Source organism: Lysobacter xanthus (assembly GCF_047159895.1).
The window spans coordinates 22,619-41,605 of sequence record NZ_BAAGAB020000019.1; the positions used below are offsets into that span (position 1 = coordinate 22,619).

The 18,987-nt window shown below is 68.8% G+C and carries 16 protein-coding genes; 9 read left to right on the forward strand and 7 right to left on the reverse strand.

All coding sequences use genetic code 11. The annotated features are described in order from the left end of the window. Positions 1-198: 198 nt before the first annotated feature. The gene (ffh, locus tag ACY35P_RS07155) at positions 199-1,566 is read right to left on the reverse strand and encodes a signal recognition particle protein (RefSeq protein ID WP_462115144.1); all 1,368 of its coding nucleotides are present in this window, start codon (positions 1,564-1,566) and stop codon (positions 199-201) included. Between the two features lie 86 nt (positions 1,567-1,652). Here ffh and ACY35P_RS07160 point away from each other — a divergent pair, with 86 nt between their 5' ends. The 5 genes from ACY35P_RS07160 to ACY35P_RS07180 all read left to right on the forward strand — a co-directional run bounded on the left by ACY35P_RS07160 (position 1,653) and on the right by ACY35P_RS07180 (position 7,273). After that, complete coding sequence (locus ACY35P_RS07160; RefSeq protein ID WP_462115161.1) at positions 1,653-2,450, forward strand: cytochrome C assembly family protein; 798 nt, start codon at positions 1,653-1,655, stop codon at positions 2,448-2,450. A 72-nt stretch (positions 2,451-2,522) separates the two neighbouring features. Further along, positions 2,523-2,969 (forward strand): MarR family winged helix-turn-helix transcriptional regulator, encoded by a 447-nt coding sequence (locus tag ACY35P_RS07165; RefSeq protein WP_462115145.1) that lies wholly within the window; start codon positions 2,523-2,525, stop codon positions 2,967-2,969. Position 2,970: 1 nt separating this feature from the next. After that, positions 2,971-4,446, forward strand: a complete 1,476-nt coding sequence (locus ACY35P_RS07170; protein WP_462115146.1) for an efflux transporter outer membrane subunit — start codon at positions 2,971-2,973, stop codon at positions 4,444-4,446. Beyond that, complete coding sequence (locus ACY35P_RS07175; RefSeq protein ID WP_462115147.1) at positions 4,443-5,627, forward strand: efflux RND transporter periplasmic adaptor subunit; 1,185 nt, start codon at positions 4,443-4,445, stop codon at positions 5,625-5,627. Before ACY35P_RS07170 ends, ACY35P_RS07175 begins: the two co-directional genes overlap by 4 nt. A gap of 98 nt (positions 5,628-5,725) precedes the next feature. Next, entirely contained in the window at positions 5,726-7,273 is a 1,548-nt protein-coding gene (locus ACY35P_RS07180; RefSeq protein ID WP_462115148.1) for a DHA2 family efflux MFS transporter permease subunit, read from the forward strand. Positions 7,274-7,277: 4 nt separating this feature from the next. Here ACY35P_RS07180 and ACY35P_RS07185 read toward each other — a convergent pair whose 3' ends face one another. Further along, positions 7,278-7,634: a DUF7021 domain-containing protein gene (locus tag ACY35P_RS07185; protein ID WP_462115149.1), complete on the reverse strand. Its 357-nt coding sequence runs from the start codon at positions 7,632-7,634 to the stop codon at positions 7,278-7,280. 82 nt (positions 7,635-7,716) lie between these two features. Next, positions 7,717-9,123 (reverse strand): DNA repair protein RadA, encoded by a 1,407-nt coding sequence (gene radA / locus ACY35P_RS07190; protein ID WP_462115150.1) that lies wholly within the window; start codon positions 9,121-9,123, stop codon positions 7,717-7,719. Between the two features lie 107 nt (positions 9,124-9,230). On the opposite strand from radA, the gene ACY35P_RS07195 reads away from it, so the two are divergent. Beyond that, on the forward strand, positions 9,231-9,398 hold the full coding sequence (locus ACY35P_RS07195; RefSeq protein WP_462115151.1) for a hypothetical protein: 168 nt from the start codon (positions 9,231-9,233) through the stop codon (positions 9,396-9,398). A gap of 158 nt (positions 9,399-9,556) precedes the next feature. On the opposite strand, the gene ACY35P_RS07200 is transcribed toward ACY35P_RS07195, so the two are convergent. Genes ACY35P_RS07200 through ACY35P_RS07215 form a run of 4 tightly spaced genes read right to left on the reverse strand, consistent with a single transcriptional unit; the run spans position 9,557 to position 14,521 of the window. Continuing rightward, complete coding sequence (locus ACY35P_RS07200; protein WP_462115152.1) at positions 9,557-10,528, reverse strand: aldose 1-epimerase; 972 nt, start codon at positions 10,526-10,528, stop codon at positions 9,557-9,559. Then, positions 10,525-11,598 (reverse strand): galactokinase, encoded by a 1,074-nt coding sequence (galK, locus tag ACY35P_RS07205; protein ID WP_462115153.1) that lies wholly within the window; start codon positions 11,596-11,598, stop codon positions 10,525-10,527. The genes ACY35P_RS07200 and galK overlap by 4 nt, the downstream gene beginning before the upstream one ends. Further along, positions 11,595-12,683, reverse strand: coding sequence for a galactose-1-phosphate uridylyltransferase (gene galT, locus ACY35P_RS07210; RefSeq protein WP_462115154.1), 1,089 nt, complete (start codon positions 12,681-12,683; stop codon positions 11,595-11,597). The genes galK and galT overlap by 4 nt, the downstream gene beginning before the upstream one ends. Further along, positions 12,683-14,521: a glycoside hydrolase family 2 protein gene (locus ACY35P_RS07215; RefSeq protein ID WP_462115155.1), complete on the reverse strand. Its 1,839-nt coding sequence runs from the start codon at positions 14,519-14,521 to the stop codon at positions 12,683-12,685. The genes galT and ACY35P_RS07215 overlap by 1 nt, the downstream gene beginning before the upstream one ends. Before the next feature lie 74 nt (positions 14,522-14,595). On the opposite strand from ACY35P_RS07215, the gene ACY35P_RS07220 reads away from it, so the two are divergent. The 3 genes from ACY35P_RS07220 to ACY35P_RS07230 form a co-directional block, all read left to right on the forward strand. Further along, positions 14,596-15,861 (forward strand): glycosyltransferase, encoded by a 1,266-nt coding sequence (locus ACY35P_RS07220; protein WP_462115156.1) that lies wholly within the window; start codon positions 14,596-14,598, stop codon positions 15,859-15,861. Positions 15,862-15,875: 14 nt separating this feature from the next. Next, positions 15,876-17,057, forward strand: coding sequence for a UDP-galactopyranose mutase (gene glf / locus ACY35P_RS07225; protein ID WP_462115157.1), 1,182 nt, complete (start codon positions 15,876-15,878; stop codon positions 17,055-17,057). A gap of 16 nt (positions 17,058-17,073) precedes the next feature. After that, on the forward strand, positions 17,074-18,987 hold a 1,914-nt coding region (locus ACY35P_RS07230; protein ID WP_462115158.1), incomplete at its 3' end, for a family 1 glycosylhydrolase.

Below are 18,987 nucleotides of genomic sequence, written 5' to 3' on the forward strand. Positions count from 1 at the left end.
TCCCCATGTCAGGTGCATTCCTGCACGCGGCGGCGCCGCGCACTCCCGTGCGCGTGCAATTCCTGTTCCAACCCCGTCGGCCGGCAAACCGTGCCGTACCGTGCCCACATTATGTGACGGAGTTAACGCAATTGCGACAGCGTGCGCGGATTTACACCTGCGTCGTCCGATTGCGACGCGTCGCGGCAGGCCCGCTGCTCAGCGGAACGGCATGCCGCCGCGACCGCCCATCATGCCCTTCATGCCGCGCATGAGCCCCTTCATGCCGCCGCCGGCCAGCTTGGACATCATCTTTTCCATCTGCTGGTACTGCTTCATCACCTTGTTCACGTCGGCCGGGGTCAGGCCCGCGCCCTTGGCGATGCGGGCGCGCCGGGATCCGTTGAGCAGCGCCGGGTTGCGACGCTCCTTCTTCGTCATCGAGTTGATGATCGCGATCATCCGCGGCACTTCCTTGCCGGTGATCTGCTCCTTCAGGTGTGCGGGCACCTGGCCCATGCCCGGGAGCTTGTCCATCAGGCCGTGCAGGCCGCCCATGCTCTGCATCTGCTCGAGCTGGTCCCGCATGTCGTTGAGGTCGAATTTCTTGCCCTTGACGACCTTCTCGGCGAGCTTCTGCGCCTTGTCCTTGTCGACCTGCTGCTCGACCTGCTCGACGAGCGACAGCACGTCGCCCATGTCGAGGATGCGGCTCGCGATGCGGTCGGGATGGAAAACGTCCAAGCCTTCGGGCTTCTCGCCGGTGCCGATGAACTTGATCGGACGGCCGGTGATGTAGCGCACGGACAGCGCCGCGCCGCCGCGCGCGTCGCCGTCGGTCTTGGTCAGCACCACGCCGGTGAGCGGAAGCGCCTCGGCGAAGGCCTTCGCGGTGACGGCCGCGTCCTGGCCGGTCATCGAATCGACGACGAACAGCGTCTCGACCGGATCCACCGCGCCGTGCAGCGTCTTGATCTCCGCCATCATCGCCTCGTCGATCGCGAGGCGGCCCGCGGTGTCGACGATCAGCACGTCGACGTACGACTTGCGTGCGTCGTCGATCGCGGCACGCACGATCGCTTCGGGCTTCTGCGACGCATCCGACGCGAAGAAGGCCACGTCGACCTGCTCCGCGAGCTGGCGGAGCTGCTCGATCGCGGCCGGACGGTAGACGTCGGCGGACACCACCATCACCTTCTTCTTGCGGCGTTCCTTCAGGTGCTTGGCGAGCTTGCCGACGGTGGTCGTCTTGCCCGCGCCCTGCAGGCCGGCCATGAGGATGACGGCGGGCGCCGGAACGTTGAGGTTGAGGTCAGCGGCCTGCGCGCCCATCACCGCGGTGAGCTCGTCGCGCACCACCTTGATGAGCGACTGGCCCGGCGTCAGCGACTTCAGCACTTCCTGCCCGACCGCGCGCGTCTTGATGCGCTCGACCAGCGCCTGCACGACCGGCAGCGCGACGTCCGCTTCCAGCAGCGCGATACGCACCTCGCGCAGCGCCTCGCGGATGTTCTCCTCGGTCAGGCGACCGCGGCCGCGCAAGCGCTCGATGGTGCCGGAGAGGCGCTGGGACAGGGATTCGAACATGGCTCGGCCGACGCGAAAAACGGTCGCGAAGTATAGCCGCCACGGGCCCGCGGGCCGCGGAACGGCTGTGCGACACTGGGCGCATGATGCTCGCGCTCGTCGTCCTGTCCGTCCTTCTCTACCTGGTCGCCACCGCCCTGCTCGCCCGTGCGCTGCACGCCGATCCGGCGGCGCCCGGCGACGGCTGGCGCATCCCCGCGACGCTCGCGATGGCGCTTCACGCCACGACGCATATCGCCGCGTGGAAGGAAGTGGGCGGGCCGGACCTGCACTTCTTCGCCGCGCTGTCGCTGGTGGGGCTCGGGATGGCGGCGCTGACCGCCGGGGTCGCGCGACGGGAGCGCATGTCGGCGCTCGCGATGTTCGCGCTCCCCCTGGCGGCCGCGATGCTGGCCGCGTTCCGCGCCTACGGGCATGGAACGCCGATGCGGCTCGACTGGCAGCAGCAACTGCACGCGGCGCTCGCGCTGCTCGCTTACGCCACGCTGGCCGTGGCCGCATTGCTTGCCGTGACGCTCTGGCTGCAGGAACGGGCGCTGCGCCGTCGCGAGTTCCACGGATGGCTACGTGCGCTGCCCCCGCTGGTCCAGCTCGAGGCCCTGCTCTTCCGCACGATCGCGGTCGGCTTCGGCCTGCTGACGGCGACGCTCCTGACCGGCGTGCTGTTCGTGCAGAACCTGTTTGCCCAGCACCTGGTGCACAAGACGGTGCTGAGCATCCTGTCGTGGCTGGCCTTCGGCGCGCTGCTGTACGGCCGGCGCCGCTCGGGCTGGCGGGGGGCGCGGGCCGCCGGCTGGACGCTCGGCGCCATGGCGCTGCTGGTGCTGGCGTATTTCGGCAGCAAGGGCGTGCTGGAGCTGATCCTCCACCGGCCGGTCGGCTGACGCCCAGCCAACTACGCGCACCCGCAATAATTGCATTGACAACTATTGCCGACGCACATAGAGTGCTCGGCCATGAACGCCGCCTCCTGCAACGGCTCCACCCTCGGCCTCCTGTTTAGGCAGGTTCGCGACGCCATGTGGGCACGCATGGAACGGGAACTCGCGGCCGCGGGCCATGAGCTGAACTTCAGCCAGTACATCACCCTGAAGACGCTCGCCGCCGGCCGCGCCGGCGCCAGCGAGCTGGCGCGCGCCGCGCAGCTGCATCCCGGCGCGATGACCCGCGTGCTCGACAAGCTCGTGGCGCAGGGCCTCGTCGCCCGCGTCACCGACCCGCAGGACCGCCGCGCGTTGCACGTCGACCTGACGGACGCCGGGCGTGTGCTGTGGCGCGACATCAGCGATTGCGGCCGCCGCGTGCACGAGCGCGCGACCGCGGGCCTCGACGACGACGAGCGGGCGCGCCTGATGGACCTCCTCGCCCGCGTGCGCGACAACCTTTCCCCGGATTCCGACTGACATGACGCCTCGAAACGCTGCGCCGGCCGTCCGGCGCCTGGCCCCGCTGTTCCTCGCGCTCGCCCTGGCGGGCTGCGCGAGCACGCATGGGATCGCACCGGTCGGTGCGCCGGCCGACGCCGATGCCCTCGCCGCCTCGGCCACGCTCGGACGCGCAGGGCACGCTGCGGCGCTTTCGCGAGACTGGTGGCGCGCCTTCGGCGACCCCCAGCTCCATGCACTCGTCGAGGAAGCACTCGCGGGCCAGCCCGCGCTCGCCGCCGCGGACGCGCGCGTCCGCCAGGCCGTCGCGCAGGCCGGCCTCGCCGATGCGGCGAGGCAGCCGACCGTGGGCGCGACGGCGCAGTACTCCGGCGTGCTCATCCCCGAGTCGGTGGCGCCGCCGCCGCTCGGCGGCGAGTACAAGGGCGTCATCCTGCTCGGGCTCAACATCAAGTACGCGCCCGATCTCTGGGGCGGCGACCGCGCCCGCTACGAAGCGACGATCGGCCAGCTGCGCGCCGCCGAAGTCGACGCCCAGGCGGCGCGCGTCTCGCTCGCGGCGAACGTCGTGCGCGCCTACATCGGTCTCGCCCAGGCCTACGACGCGCTCGACGTGGCGTCGGCCGAGGCCACCCGCTCGAAGGGCCTGCTCTCGCTCGCCCGGCAACGCGCCCGCGCCGGCGTCGACAACCAGCTGCCGGTGCGCAATGCCGAGGCTCTGATCGCGTCGGCGGGCCAGCAAGCCACGGCTGCGCAGCAGCAGGTCGACACGACGCGCAATGCCATCGCGGCCCTGCTCGGCAAGGGGCCCGACCGCGGCGCCACGATCGCGCGGCCTCGCCTGCTGAAGGCGCCCTCCCCCGGCGTACCGTCCGTGGTCCCGAGCGAACTGCTCGGCCACCGCCCCGACGTCGTCGCCGCGCGCTGGCGTGCCGAGGCCGCGAACCGCGGGATCTCGGCCGCGAAGGCGCAGTTCTATCCGACGGTGAACCTCTCCGCGCTGGTGGGCCTTGCGGCCGGCGGCCTCGGCGACCTGCTGTCGACCAATGCGCTGGTCGCACAGGGCGGGCCCGCGCTGTCGCTGCCGATCTTCGATGGCGGTCGGCTGCGCAACAACCTCGAGAAATCCACGGCCGACTACGACCTCGCGGTGGCCGCCTACAACGGCAGCCTCGTCACCGGCCTTCGCGAAGTCGCCGATGCGCTCGCCATCGCACGTCGGCTCGACGCCCAGATCGCGCAGGTGCGCGAGGCGCGCGACGCCGCGAAGGCCGCGCTCTCGCTCGCGAACACACGCTACAAGGCCGGGCTGTCGACGCAGATCGACGTGCTGAATGCACAGCGCCCGCTGCTGCAGCTCGACCAGCAACTCGCGGCGCTCCGCGCGCAGCGCCTCGTCGCCGTGGTCGACCTCGACCAGGCGCTCGGGGGCGGCCTGGAACTCGCGCTCCCGACCTCCGACTCCCTTTCCGATTCCACGGCCGACGCCCGATGAGCACGCCCACGCCCCCCGCGACTCCCGCTTCCCCGCCCGCCAAGTCGAGCAAGCGCCGCCGCGCGCTGACGATGCTCGGTGCCGTCGTCGTCATCGGCGGCGCCGGCTGGTTCGCCTGGCACATGCTCGTCGGACGCTGGCACCAGGACACCGACGACGCTTACGTCCAGGGCAACATCGTGGCGATCACGCCGCAGACGACGGGCACCGTCACCGGCATCAGCGCCGAGGACGGGATGCGCGTCGAGGCCGGCCAGGTCCTCGTGCAGCTCGATGCGACGGACGCGCAGGTGGGCTACGAGCAGGCCGTCGCGAACCTCGCCAATACCGTGCGGCAGGTGCGTGGGCTGTACAGCACGGTCAGCGCCTCCGAAGCCGAAATCCGTGCACGCGAAGTCGCCATCGGCAAGCTGCGCGCCGACGTCGCCCGCCGCAGTGGCCTGGTCGCCAGCGGGGCGGTGTCGGCCGAGGAACTGGCGCATGCACGCGACGACCTGGCTGCCGCCGAAGCGGCACTCGCGACGTCGCGCGGCAATCTCTCGCGCAGCCGCGCGCTCGTGGACGCCACGACGGTGCGCGACCAGCCGCAGGTGCAGGCGGCCGCATCGCAGGTGCGCTCGGCCTATCTCGCCATGCAGCGCGGCGCGATCGTCGCGCCGGTGAGCGGCTACGTCGCCAAGCGCAGCGTGCAGCTCGGACAGCGCGTGCAGCCGGGCCAGCCGCTGATGACGGTGATCCCGCTCGAGCAGGTCTGGGTGGAGGCGAACTTCAAGGAGACGCAGCTCGCGCGGATGCACATCGGCCAGCCGGTCGAGCTGCATTCCGATCTCTACGGCGACGACGTGACCTACAAGGGCCGCATCGCGAGCCTCGGGCTCGGTACCGGCAGCGCGTTCTCGCTGCTGCCGGCGCAGAACGCGAGCGGCAACTGGATCAAGATCGTGCAGCGCGTGCCGGTGCGCGTGGAGGTCGACCGGGCGCAGCTCGCGAAGCATCCGCTGCGGATCGGACTGTCGATGAGTGCCGACGTCGACCTGCACGACCAGAACGGCCCTGTGCTGGCCTCGGCACCGCCCGAGAAGCCGCTGATGACGACCGCCGCGTACGACCGCCAGATGCAGGCCGTGCAGGACCGCATCGACCAGGTCATCCGCCAGAACCTGTCCGGCCGTCGCGGCTGACCGTTTCGACGCGCGTGCACCGCGCGTCGATCCGTCGCCTCTCCGCCAATCCCGACGCGCGCACCCGCGCCGCGTCGACCTGACGCATCGAAGGCCCCATGGCTGCTGCTGCCCCCGCCCCCGCGAACGCCTTCCGACCGCCGAACATGGCGCTGACGACCCTGGGCCTCGCGCTCGCGTCGTTCATGCAGGTGCTCGACACGACGATCGCGAACGTTTCGCTGCCGACCATCGCGGGCAATCTCGGGGCGAGTTCGAACCAGGCGACGTGGGTGATCACCTCGTTCGCGGTGAGCAACGCGATCGCGCTGCCGCTGACGGGCTACCTCACGCGTCGCTTCGGCGAGCTCCGCCTGTTCACGCTCGCCACCCTCGCCTTCGTGTTCGCCTCGCTGCTGTGCGGCATCGCCAACTCGATGGGCTTCCTCGTCGTCGCTCGCGCGCTGCAGGGCTTCGTGGCCGGCCCGATGTATCCGGTGACGCAGGCGCTGCTGCTGTCGATCTATCCGCCGCAGAAACGCGGACAGGCCATCGCCCTGCTGGCGATGGTCACGGTCGTGGCGCCCATCGCGGGCCCGATCCTGGGCGGCTGGATCACCGACAACTACAGCTGGGAATGGATCTTCTTCATCAACGTGCCGATCGGCATCTTCTCGAGCTTCGTCGTCGGACGGCAGCTGAAGGGCCGCCCGGAGCGGCTGGAGAAGCCGAAGATGGACTACATCGGTCTCGCGACGCTGGTGCTCGGCGTCGGCGCGCTGCAGACGCTGCTCGACCTCGGCAACGACGAGGACTGGTTCAATTCCACGCGCATCGTGGTGCTCGCCATCGTCTCGGCCGTCTCGCTCGCGGTGTTCCTGATCTGGGAACTGACCGAGAAGGACCCGATCGTCAACCTGCGCCTGTTCCGCCATCGCAACTTCGCGGCCGGCACGCTGGCCATGGTGATGGCCTATGCGGCCTTCTTCAGCGTCGGCCTGCTCGTGCCGCTGTGGCTGCAGCGCAACCTCGGCTACACCGCGATCTGGGCGGGCCTCGCCAGTGCACCCATCGGCATCCTGCCGGTGATCCTCACGCCGTTCGTGGGCAAGTACGCGACGCGCTTCGACCTGCGCATCCTCGCCACGTTCGCCTTCATGGTGATGGCCGGCACCAGCTTCATCCGCTCGGGCTTCACGCTCGACGTCGATTTCCAGCGCATCGCGATGGTGCAGCTGTGGCAGGGGCTGGGCGTCGCGCTGTTCTTCATGCCGGTGCTGACGATCCTGCTATCGGACCTGGAGCCGCACGAGATCGCGGCGGGCTCAGGTCTGGCTACGTTCGTCCGTACGCTCGGGGGCAGCTTCGCCGCGTCGCTCACGACTTGGGCGTGGAACCAGCGGACGACGATCCACCATGCGCAGCTGACCGAACACATCGATGCCTACAATCCGGCGATCCGGGAGACGGTCGAGCAACTCGGCCGCGGCGACCTTCAGCGTGGCGCGTTCGTGCTCGAACGGATGATTTCGCAGCAGGCCGTGCAGATCGGGTTCAACGAGATCTTCCACGTGCTGGGCATCGTGTTCCTCGTCGTGATCGCCTTCGTCTGGGTCGCGAAGCCGCCGTTCGCCGCGAAGATCGGCGGCGCCGCCGGCGGCCACTGAGTCGTCAGCGGCGCTCGGCGAGTTTCGCCCGCAGCGCGTCGCCGGTCATGCGGACACGCAGCCGAACCTCGTCGCCGGGTTCGAGCATGCGTTGCCGCCGGGCGAGGCTCGCCGTGTCGGTCCCCCATTCGATCTCGAGCGGTTCGTCGGTCGGGGCCGCCCCGCACTGCGCCCACGGCTGGAGGCGAACGCGCGCGGTCCAGGCGTCGTCGCCCGCGATGCGCTCGGCGCAGACGCCTTCGTCGGTGACGCGGCCCACCACCTCCACGGTCCGCCAGGCGTCGAGCCAGGCGCTCGGGCGCAGCCGGCCCGGCGCCGGATGCACGGCACGCTCGACGAAGCCCCGGGTGGGAACGGACATCGCGGTCTCCACGTGGAAAAGGACCCGTGCGAACGGGTCCCGTCGTGGGACCGTAGCCGCGCGTGGCGCGGCAGGTCAACCGTCAGGCGTGCTCGAGCGCGTCCGCCAGCCGCTCGACGCCGATCACATCCATTCCGGCCACTTTCCCCGACTTCGGTGCATTCGCCTTCGGCACGATCGCGCGCTTGAAGCCGTGGGTCGCGGCCTCCTTGAGGCGCTCCTCGCCGTTCGGCACCGGGCGGATCTCGCCCGAGAGACCGACTTCACCGAAGGCGACCGTCATCTCGCCGAGCGGCCGATCGCGCAGCGAAGACAGCACCGCGAGCAGCAGCGGCAGGTCGACCGCCGTCTCCTGCACACGGATGCCGCCGACGACGTTCACGAAGACGTCCTGGTCGCCGACCGCGACGCCGCCATGGCGATGCAGCACGGCCAGCAGCATCGCGAGTCGGTTGCCTTCCATGCCGACCGCGACGCGCCGCGGATTCGACAGCGGCGAGTGGTCGACCAGCGCCTGCACCTCGACCATCAGCGGCCGCGTGCCTTCGCGCGTGACCATCACGCAGCTGCCGGGCTGTGCCTCGCGGCTGCCGGACAGGAAGATCGCCGACGGGTTGGGCACTTCGCGCAGGCCCTTGTCGGCCATGGCGAACACGCCGAGCTCGTTCACCGCGCCGAAGCGGTTCTTGAAGGCGCGCAGCACGCGAAAGCGGCTGCCCGACTCGCCCTCGAAATACAGCACGGCGTCGACCATGTGCTCGAGCACGCGCGGCCCGGCGATGCCGCCCTCCTTCGTCACGTGGCCGACGAGGAAGACCGCGGTTCCCGTCTCCTTCGCGTAACGCACGAGGCGCGCCGCGCTTTCGCGCACCTGGCTCACGGAACCCGGGGCCGCGGTGAGCGTCTCGGTCCACAGCGTCTGGATCGAGTCGGCGACGATCAGGCGCGGCCCCATCGGCGCCGCCTGTTCGAGGATGCGTTCGATGCACGTCTCGGCAAGCGCGTGCACGCCTTCCAGCGGAAGACCGAGCCGCACGGCGCGGCCGGCGACCTGCGCCAGCGACTCTTCGCCGGTGACGTAGAGCCCGGGCATCGACTGCGCCATCAGCGCGACCGCCTGCAGCAGCAACGTCGACTTGCCGATGCCCGGGTCGCCGCCGACCAGCACCACCGAGCCCTGCACGAGGCCGCCGCCGAGGACGCGATCGAACTCGCCGATATGCGTCGTCTCGCGCGATTCCTCCGAGACGGTCACGTCTTTGAGCGCGGTGATCGCGGGCGGATCGACCTTGCCGGCCCAGCCGCTGCGGCGGCTCTGCGCAACCCCGGACTTCTCCGGCACGGCGGCCTCGATCGCGAACTCGTTGAGCGTGTTCCAGCGGCCGCAGTCGGTGCACTGGCCCTGCCACTTGCTGTGCTCGGAACCGCAGTCGGCGCAGACGTAGGCCGTGGCGCGCTTGGAACCGGTTTTCGCGGACTTGCCGATCATTGAACCCTCCAGAGTGCCGCAAGGGTAAACGGCGGAGGTCGCAGCCGCTAAGACCTCCGGCTCACGACGGTCCATCTAGATTCCGGGGCTCGAACCAGGAGACCGCCATGCGCGACGAACGCGACAACACGGGCAGCGGGCGCGTCAGCGATTCGCGGGAAGGCGATCCGCGCAAGCGTGACGGCCAGGACGAACGAACCGCCTCGCCCCGGACGGACGAGTCCGGCAAGGCGAAGGACGACGTCAGCCGGGCGCCGGAGTCCGGGACCCCGTAACGCGGGCCACCGACGGCGTGGTCGGGCGGCCGGTCGAGCGTGCCTCCCGGCCGTCGAAACATGAGAAGCCGGGTGATGTGCGGCGCAGGTCGGCCCAGGGCGCGCTGGCGTATCAGTCCCTGGCCGCACGCGCGGCAAGGGGCCTTGGACTTTGGACGTCAGTGCAGCGAAGCCCCGTGCGTCGGCTCCACGCGGATCCGGAACGTCGCCGCGAAGCGCCCGCCCGCGTCCACCACCGGAAGGTCTTCGTGGCTGCGCAGCGCGTCGGCGGGCGCCGTCATCGGCTCGAGCGAGATGTAATCGAAGCCCGGCGGCGCGTAGATCTGCGCGTAGCGGAAGTTTTCGAGGAAATCGACGGTGACGCGCCGTCCGTTTCCTTCGATCGACATGCTCGGCGCGCCCGAGACGAAGGCGAAGCCATGGTCGAAGTCGAGGTCGGCGAGTCGATCGTCGTAAGCGGGAAGATCCGTGCGCTCTCCCACGGGAAGCAGTCGGGCGTCGAGCACGATCCCCTGCATCGCCGGCAGCGACAGTCGCCATTGATCCCGACGCAGCCCGGGCACCCCGATGTAGGGATGGAAGCCAAAGCTCACCGGCACGCGGGTACCGGCCGTCGCGAGCACCGCGGTCTCGATCGTGAGTCCGAGGCCGTCCAGTGTCGCCGTCATCTCGACCTCGTGCTCGAACGGAAAGACCCCCAGCAGCTCCGGGCGGTTCCAGGCGAGCCGGCTGCGCAGGCGGCGATCGGTCGCCTCCTGCACGCGCCACTCGAGCTTCGGCCACGGCACGCCGTGGATGATGATGTCGTTCCAGTCCTTCATCAGCCACGGCGACGCGGGATCGAGATGCACCTCGCGGCCGTCGAAGTCGTAACTCGTGCCGCGCAGGCGGTTCGCGAAGGGATAGTTCAGCGGGATGCCGATCGACATGCCTGTGGCGAGGGCCTCGTCCATCTCGTCGACGCGTCGCAGGATCTCCTCGCCGCGATGCTTCAGCGACGTGCAGAGCATGCCCTGCTCGGGACGGAACACGGCGAGCAGCTCGCCCGCCGCGAGCGTGTGCGTGCGGACGCTCCGGCCAGTCTCTTCATGCAGGTGCGTCGAGGGCACTGCAGGATCCTGCGTGCTCATGGAGTGGACTCCGCGGGCACCAGGACACGGCCCTGCCCGCCTGCCGCGTTGTAGCGGGCGACGACGTCGTGACCGACGCGTCGCGCCTCGCCCTCGCGACACAGGGCGACGCACGCGCCGCCGAAACCCGCACCGGTCAGGCGGGCGCCGTGCACCGACGCATGCTGCTGCAGCAGGTCGACCAGACGATCGAGTTCCGGCACCGACACCTCGTAGTCGTCGCGCAGGCTGGCGTGCGACGCGTTCATGAGCTCGCCGAACGTCGCCCCATCGACGCCTTCGACCGCTCGCAGCACCCGCGCGTTCTCGGTGACGACGTGTCGGGCGCGACGGCGCTGCGGTTCGTCCAGGCGCTCGACCGCGTCCGCATCGGCAACGTCGCGCAGGCTGGGCACGCCGAGCGCGCGGGCGGCGGCCTCGCATTCGGCGCGCCGCGTGTTGTACGCGCTCGCCGCCAGCGAGCGGCTCAGGCCCGAGTCGATCACCAGGACCTCCGTGCCCTCCGGGCGCGGAACGAGGCGACGCTCCAGCGTGCGCGTGTCGAGGAACAGCAGATGGGCCTCGTCCGCGAGGCTGGACGCCATCTGATCCATGATCCCGCAGTTGACGCCGGCGAAGTCGACCTCCGCGCGCTGCGCCAACTGCGCGATCCGCACGTCGTCGATTTCGAGCGACATTAGCTCGCGCAGCGCACGCAGCATCGCGACTTCGAGCGCGGCGCTCGAGGAGAGCCCCACACCCATCGGCACGTCGGAGTGCACGTGGATGTCGAGATACGGGACTTCCACCCCAAGCGCGTCGACTCCGCGGATCACGCCGTAGACGTAGCTCGCGAAGTGGTCGCCCGGCAGCGCGTCACGCGGGAAGCGCGACTCGCTGGCGAGGTCCGCCGCGTGCACGACGAACTCGGCGCCGCGGTTCGGACGCAGCGACAGGGTCGTCTTCTGCGGAATCGCCGCAGGCAGCACGAAGCCGTCGTTGTAGTCGGTGTGCTCGCCGAGCAGGTTCACGCGTCCCGGTGCGGAGGCGACCACGGTGGGCGCGGTGCCGAAGATGTCCTCGAAACTCATGGGCCGATGTCCACGTCGATCTGCTGGAGGTCGCGCGCCTTGTCTTCCGGCAGCGCGTCCATGGCGAACCAGCCGGCAGCGATTTCGGTGCCGGCCAGGTACTTGAGGCGCTCACGGGTGCGATACGGCGGATAGAACTCGGCGTGCAGGTGCGATTCCGGATGGGGGCGCCCGTCGGTCGGTGCCTGGTACCAGGCCATCAGGTACGGGAACGGGCGGTCCCACAGGGCGTCGTACTTCATGAGCACCGTCTTGAGCGCGCGCGCGAGGTCCGCGCGCTGCAGGTGCGACAGGTCGCAGAACGTGGCGACCGGCTCGATGGTCGCCACCCATACCTCGTAGGGATAACGCGCGGCGGCGGGAACGAACGCGACCGCATGCGCGCCGCGATAGACGATGCGGCGCCCATCCTCGATCTCTTTCGCGATGTGGTCCTGCAGCACGCCGCGACCGGTGCGTGCGTGGTACTCGCTGGCGACCTGCTGCATTCGAGCGGGCACGGGCGGCACCTCGGGATAGGCATAGATCTGCCCGTGCGGATGGTGCAGCGTGACGCCGACCTCCGCGCCGCGGTTCTCGAACGGCAGGACATAGTCGATCGCGTCGTTCGCGCCCAGCTGCGCCGTGCGATCCGCCCAGACCTGCAGCAGGAGTTCGATGTGGTCGAGTGGGAGCGCGCCCAGCGACGACAAGCGGTCCTGCGTGAAGACCACGACCTCGCACTTGCCCGTGCCGGGCGCGGTGTCGACGATCGCCTCCGGCGCCTCGTCGGCGGCGAGGCTGAGCGAGGGAAACCGGTTGTCGAAGACCGCCACGTCCCAGGCGCCCACGGGCAACTCGGTGGGCGCCGCAGGGTCGACCGTCACCGCGAGCGGGTTGTACTCCGGCGGGGGCAGGAAGGTGCGGTCCTGCCGATACGCGGCGTACGTGATCCATTCGCCGCGCAGCGGATGCCGCCGCAGGTGCGGGCTGCGGTTGAGCGGCTCCGCGAACGGGCTCGGCGCGTCGGCCACCTCGCCCATCGGCGCACGCGCGTACAACGTGAGCGCGCGCCCGTCCGGCTTGGTGAGCTCCAGCCGATGCATCAGGCCGCGCCCTGGATGTGGGTGCGCGACATGCTCACCGCCTTGCGGATCTGCTCGATCGGGATCTTCGGCACCCGGTCTTCTGTCAGCAGGCCGTTCGCTTCCTGGAACGTGTCGGCGAACTGCGTGTAGCAGTAGCCGCTGAAGAGCGCGGTGTAGGTCACCGTCTCGATGAGCTCGTGGAACTTGCGGCCGAACTCGTCCGCGGCCTCGGCGACCGAATAGCCCCAGATCTCCGCGGTGTCGCCTTCCACGTCGCTTTCCTTGCGCGGGCGCGTGTCGAACGCGATGCCGCCGAACTCGGTGAGCATGACCGGCTGGCCCCGGTGCGGATAGCCGTCGAGGGTGAGCACCTTGCCACCCGGGCGGCGGCGGTCGAACAACTGTTCGGTCGTGACCTCCGGGCCATAGCGCTGGCGCAGATGCTCGACGTTGGCGTCGTAGTCGTGGATACCGATGATGTCGGTATCGCTGCTCTCCCAGCCGTCGTTGCCGATCACGGGCCGCGTCGGGTCGAGCGTCTTCGTGAGGTAGTAGAGCGCGGCCACCGCGTGCTGGTGCGCGCCCACCGACGTCAGCTCGGGCACGCCCCAGGATTCGTTGAACGGCACCCACGTGATGATGCAGGGGTGGCTGAAGTCGCGTTCGATCGCCTCGCCCCACTCCTTCACCATCCGCTTGATCGCGGTGCGCGTGAAGCGGTACGCCGACGGCATCTCCTCCCAGACGAACAGGCCGAGCCGGTCGGCCCAGTACAGATAGCGCGGGCTCTCGATCTTCTGGTGCTTGCGCACGCCGTTGAACCCCATGGCCTTCGCCAGTTCGACGTCGCGGCGCAGCGCGGCGTCGTCGGGTGCGGCGAGCAGCGTGTCCGGCCAGTAGCCCTGGTCGAGCACCAACTTGAGGAGGTAGGGACGCCCGTTGAGCATGAAGCGATCGCGCAGCACGCCGATCGAGCGCAACGCCGTGTAGGTCCGCACTTCGTCGATGACGACGTCGCCGCGTTTGAGTCGCACGGTCGCGTCGAGCAGCTGGGGCTTCTCCGGACTCCACAGCAGTTCGTTGCGGTAGTCGTCGATGCCGGGGTCGGACAGGATGATCCGGCGGTCGACCTCGCCGTCGATCACCATGTAGCGGTCGTCCGCGATGATCCGGTCCCGATGTCGCACCTGCACTTCCATCGTCAGGCCGTCGATGGCGTCGCCCATCACGCGGGCCTCGAACGTCAGCGCGAAGCCCTCGACATGGGGCGTCCAGCGGATCTTCTGGACGTAGGTGCGCGGCACATGCTCCAGCCAGACGGTCTGCCAGATGCCCGTCGTCCGCGGATACCAGATGGAGTGCGGCTCTAGCTGCCAGTCCTGCTTGCCCCGCGGTTTGTTGAGTTCGTGGGGATCGTCCTCGACGTAGACGGTGACGACCTGCGGGCCTGAAGTGTTCAGAGCATCCGTGATATCGGCATTGAACGGGGTGTGCCCACCCTCGTGCTGCACCACGAAGTGCCCGTTTACCCACACTTTCGCCCGGTAATCGACCGCGCCGAAGTGGAGCACCACGCGCGAGTCACCGACCGTCTCTACGTCGAAATCACGTTGATACCAGCAAGCTTTGTGAAACCCGCGATCTCCGATCCCGCTGGCCTGCGATTCGATCGGATACGGCACCACGATCTGCATCGGCCAGTGCTCGATCTCCCGCGGGTGGGTGAATTGCTTCTCGTCGTCGAAAACGAACCTCCAGGGTCCGTCGAGCGACTCCCAGTGTTCGCGCCGCAGTTGAGGGCGGGGGTAAGCCTCGTCATCGCAGAAACGCGCTGCGTCCACGGCGGTCGTCGTCATTTGGGAGTCGGCTTTCACTTCGTCGAGATGTCGTTCATCCAAGACTCATTCTTAACCAATTCAGTGAGAGCGCCATGTCAAAGGAAATGGATTCGGTGGACGGCAACGACGGCAGCGCAGCGGGTTTGGATGGCCTCGGCCATGGCGCTTCGGGCGCTGCGTCGGCCGCGGTTGCGGGCGGTGGAAGCGATGGACGCGGCGACTTCCCGATCATCGTGCACTGCCACCTGCGCTGGGATTTCGTCTGGCAGCGGCCGCAGCAGATCTTCTCGCGCCTCGCGCAGAACCACCGGATCCTCTTCATCGAGGACCCGGTGATCGCCGAGGGCGAGCCGAGCCTGCAGATCGACGAGCCGTATCCGAACCTGGTGCGCATCGTTCCGCAGATCCCGCAGCACCTCGCCGTCAACGCCGACAAGGACGCGGAGATCTTCCTGCCGCAGATCCAGCAGGCGCTGCGCACCCACCCGCTGCTGGCGGGCCGTTTCGAGCATTCGGTGCAGTGGTTCTACTCGCCCATGCCCGCGCCGGGCTACATGGGCCAGTTCAATTCCGTCGGCGTCGTCTACGACTGCATGGACGAGCTGGCGAACTTCCGCTTCGCGCCGGCGGACATCGCGGACCGCGAGCGCTTCGTCATCTCCAAGGCCGACGTGGTGTTCACCGGCGGCTACCAGCTGTTCGAGTCCAAGTCGAAGCTGCACGACAACGTGCACTTCTACGGCTGCGGCGTGGACGTCGAGCACTACGGCAAGGCACGTGCCGCGGAAACGGTCATCCCGGCCGCGGTCGCCGCGACGCCTTCCCCGCGCTTCGGCTACTTCGGCGTGATCGACGAGCGCCTGGACTACGAGCTGATCGCCGCGCTCGCCGAGCGCTTCCCGCAGGCTTCGGTCGTGATGGCCGGTCCGGTGGTGAAGGTCGACCCGAACGAGCTGCCGAAGCATCCCAACATCCACTGGCTCGGCCAGCAGAACTACGCGGACCTCCCGGCGATCGTGAAGGGCTTCGACGTCTGCCTGATGCCCTTCGCGCTCAACGAGGCGACGAAGTACATCAACCCGACCAAGACGCTCGAGTACATGGCTGCCGGCAAGCCGATCGTCTCGACCGCAGTGGCCGACGTGGTGCGCAACTTCACGCCGATCGTCGACATCGCCCGCTCGCCGGCCGAATTCGTGGACGCGGTGGAGCGCGCCTGGCGCCAGCCGGATGCGGACCTGATCGCGCGTGGCATCGACCGCGCCGGCGATGCCTCCTGGGACGCGACCGTGGCCTCCATCCGAAATGACGTACAGCAGGCCGTGTGGCCTGAAGTCCCCGCACAAGCCGCCGCGTGAACAAGGAGCAATCGATGAAGACAGACGTTCTGATCGTAGGAGCTGGATTTTCCGGCGCGGTGGTCGCACGCGAACTGGCCGAGCGTGGCTACGAAGTGCTGGTGATCGACAAGCGCGAGCACATCGGCGGCAACGCCTATGACCGCGTGGACGAGCACGGGATCCTGATCCACCCGTACGGCCCGCACATCTTCCATACCAATGCCGAGCGCATCGCCGAGTACCTGTCCAAGTTCACCGAATGGCGGCCGTACGAGCACCGCGTGCTCGCCAAGGTCGACGAGAAGCTGGTGCCGATCCCGATCAACATCGATACGGTGAACGCGCTCTACGGCCTCGACCTGAACGAAGACACCATCCAGGACTTCTACGACTCGGTGCGCGAGCCGCGCGACAAGATCCGCACGTCGGAAGACGTGGTGGTCAATGCCGTCGGCCAGGACCTCTACGAGAAGTTCTTCCGCGGATACACGCGCAAGCAGTGGGGCCTGGACCCGTCCGAGCTCAACGCCTCGGTGGCGGCCCGCGTGCCGACCCGCACCGACCGCGACGATCGCTACTTCACCGACAAGTTCCAGAAGATGCCGCTCGAGGGTTACACCAAGATGTTCGAGCGCATGCTCGACCATCCGTCGATCAAGGTGGAACTGGGCGTCGACTTCTTCGAAGTGCGCGAGCGCGTCGAGGCGACGCACCTCGTCTACACCGGCCCGATCGATGCGTTCTACGCCTACTGCTACGGTAAGCTGCCGTACCGCTCGCTGCGGTTCGAACACCAGCACCTGCCGGACACCGAGTGGTACCAGTCGGTCGGCACGGTCAACTTCCCGAACGACTACGACTACACGCGCACGACGGAATTCAAGCACCTGACGGGCCAGCAGCATTCCGGCACGTCGCTGGTGCGCGAGTTCCCGACGGCCGAGGGCGACCCGTACTACCCGGTTCCCCGTCCGGAGAACGAGGCGCTGTTCAAGCGCTACGAGCGCCTCGCGGAGCAGGAATCGAACGTCACGTTCGTCGGTCGCCTGGCCCAGTACCGCTACTACAACATGGACCAGTGCGTCGGTGCGGCGCTCAAGTCCGTGGAGTACATCCTCGAGAAGCTGGGCGAAACGGCGGACACCGTGCCGGCCGAACTCACGGCCCGGGCATCGCGCGTCGATACCATGCCGCTGATCGCCAGCCGCCACTAAGGGATACGCGATCGGCATGCGGTTGGACGATTCGAAGCTGCAGTTGTGGGGCGGTCTTGAGTGCACGATCTGCCGGGTGGGCGACACCTACACCCGGCAGCTCGACCGCAGCGCCCATGCGACCCGTGCGGGCGACATCGCGCGCTTCGGCGAGCTGGGCATGCAGGCGATCCGCTATCCGGTGCTCTGGGAGCAGGTGGCGCCCGATGGGCTCGCCGATGCCGACTGGTCATGGCCCGACGAGCGCCTCGCACAGCTGCGCGACGTCGGCATCGAGCCGATCATCGGCCTGGTGCACCACGGCAGCGGCCCGATGCACACGAGCCTGGTCGACCCGTGCTTCGCGACCAAGCTCGCCGAATACGCCGGTGCGGTGGCCGCCCGGTATCCATGGGTGGAGTACTACACGCCCGTCAACGAGCCGCTGACCACGGCGCGCTTCAGCGGGCTCTACGGCGTCTGGTACCCGCATGGCCGGGACGAGTGGACCTTCAAGGACGCACTGTTCAACGAATGCCGCGGCGTCGTGTTGTCGATGCGCGAGATCCGCAAGGTCAATCCCGACGCGAAACTCGTTCAGACGGACGATCTCGGAAAGATCTACTCGACGCCGCTGCTGCAGTACCAGGCGGACCTGAGCAACGAGATGCGCTGGCTCGCCTGGGACCTGCTGTGCGGCATGGTCGACGAGCAGCACGCCCTGTGGGACTGGCTCATCACCTACGGACGCGCCACGCCGGAGGAGATCCTCTGGTTCAAGGCCAATCCGTGCCCGCCCGACATCATCGGCGTCAATCACTACATCACCAGCGAGCGATTCCTCGACGAGGACTACCGCAAGTACCCGAAGCATTACCGCGGGGGCAATCGCCAGCATCGCTATGCGGACATCGAGGCGGCGCGCGCCCTCGCCCACCCGACGGGCGGGATCGGCCCCTTGCTCCGCGAGACGTGGGAGCGCTACGGGCTGCCGATCGCGATCACGGAAGTGCATATCGACGCGAGCCGCGAGGACCAGCTTCGCTGGATCGCGGAGGTGTGGACCGCTGCGGTAGAGGTGAGGCGCGAAGGCGCCGACATCCGTGCGGTCACGGTCTGGGGTCTGCTCGGCCTGTATGACTGGAACTGCCTGCTGACGGAGTGCCGCGGCTACTACGAGGCCGGCGCCTTCGACGTGCGCAGTGGCGAGCCGCGGCCCACGGCGATCGCGTGGCTGATGAAAGACCTCGCCACCACGGGATTGCCCGACCATCCGCTGCTCTCCGGCGCGGGCTGGTGGCGGCGCCCCAACCGCTTCTTCCGAACGGAACCCGCGACGCTGCCGTCCATGGACTTCCCCCTGCGCCCCCGTACCGGCACCAATGCCGCCCCGCTCCTGGTGACCGGCGCGACCGGAACGCTCGGCCGCGCCTTCGCACGGATCTGCGCCGACCGCGACATCAACTGCCGCGTGCTGACGCGCGCGGAGCTGGACATCACGGATCCGGACTCGATCGAACGTGCGATCGACCGCCACCAGCCGTGGGCCGTCATCAACACGGCGGGCTACGTCCGCGTGGACGAGGCCCAGCACGACGCCGAGCGCTGCTTCCTCGAAAATACGCAGGGCCCGGCGAACCTCGCCGCCGCATGCGCGCGACACGCGCTGCCGTTGGTGACGTTCTCGTCCGATCTCGTCTTCGACGGCGAGAACGATGCGCCGTACATCGAGACGGACGCGACGCGCCCGCTCAACGTCTACGGCGAGAGCAAGGCGCGCGCCGAGAAGATCGTGCTGGACCGGCATCCGGAAGCGCTCGTGGTCCGCACCAGTTCCTTCTTCGGGCCCTGGGACGCGCACAACTTCATCACCATCGCGCTCAAGACGCTCCGCAGCGGCGAAGCCTTCGTCGCCTCGGAGGACATGACGGTCTCGCCGACCTACGTGCCC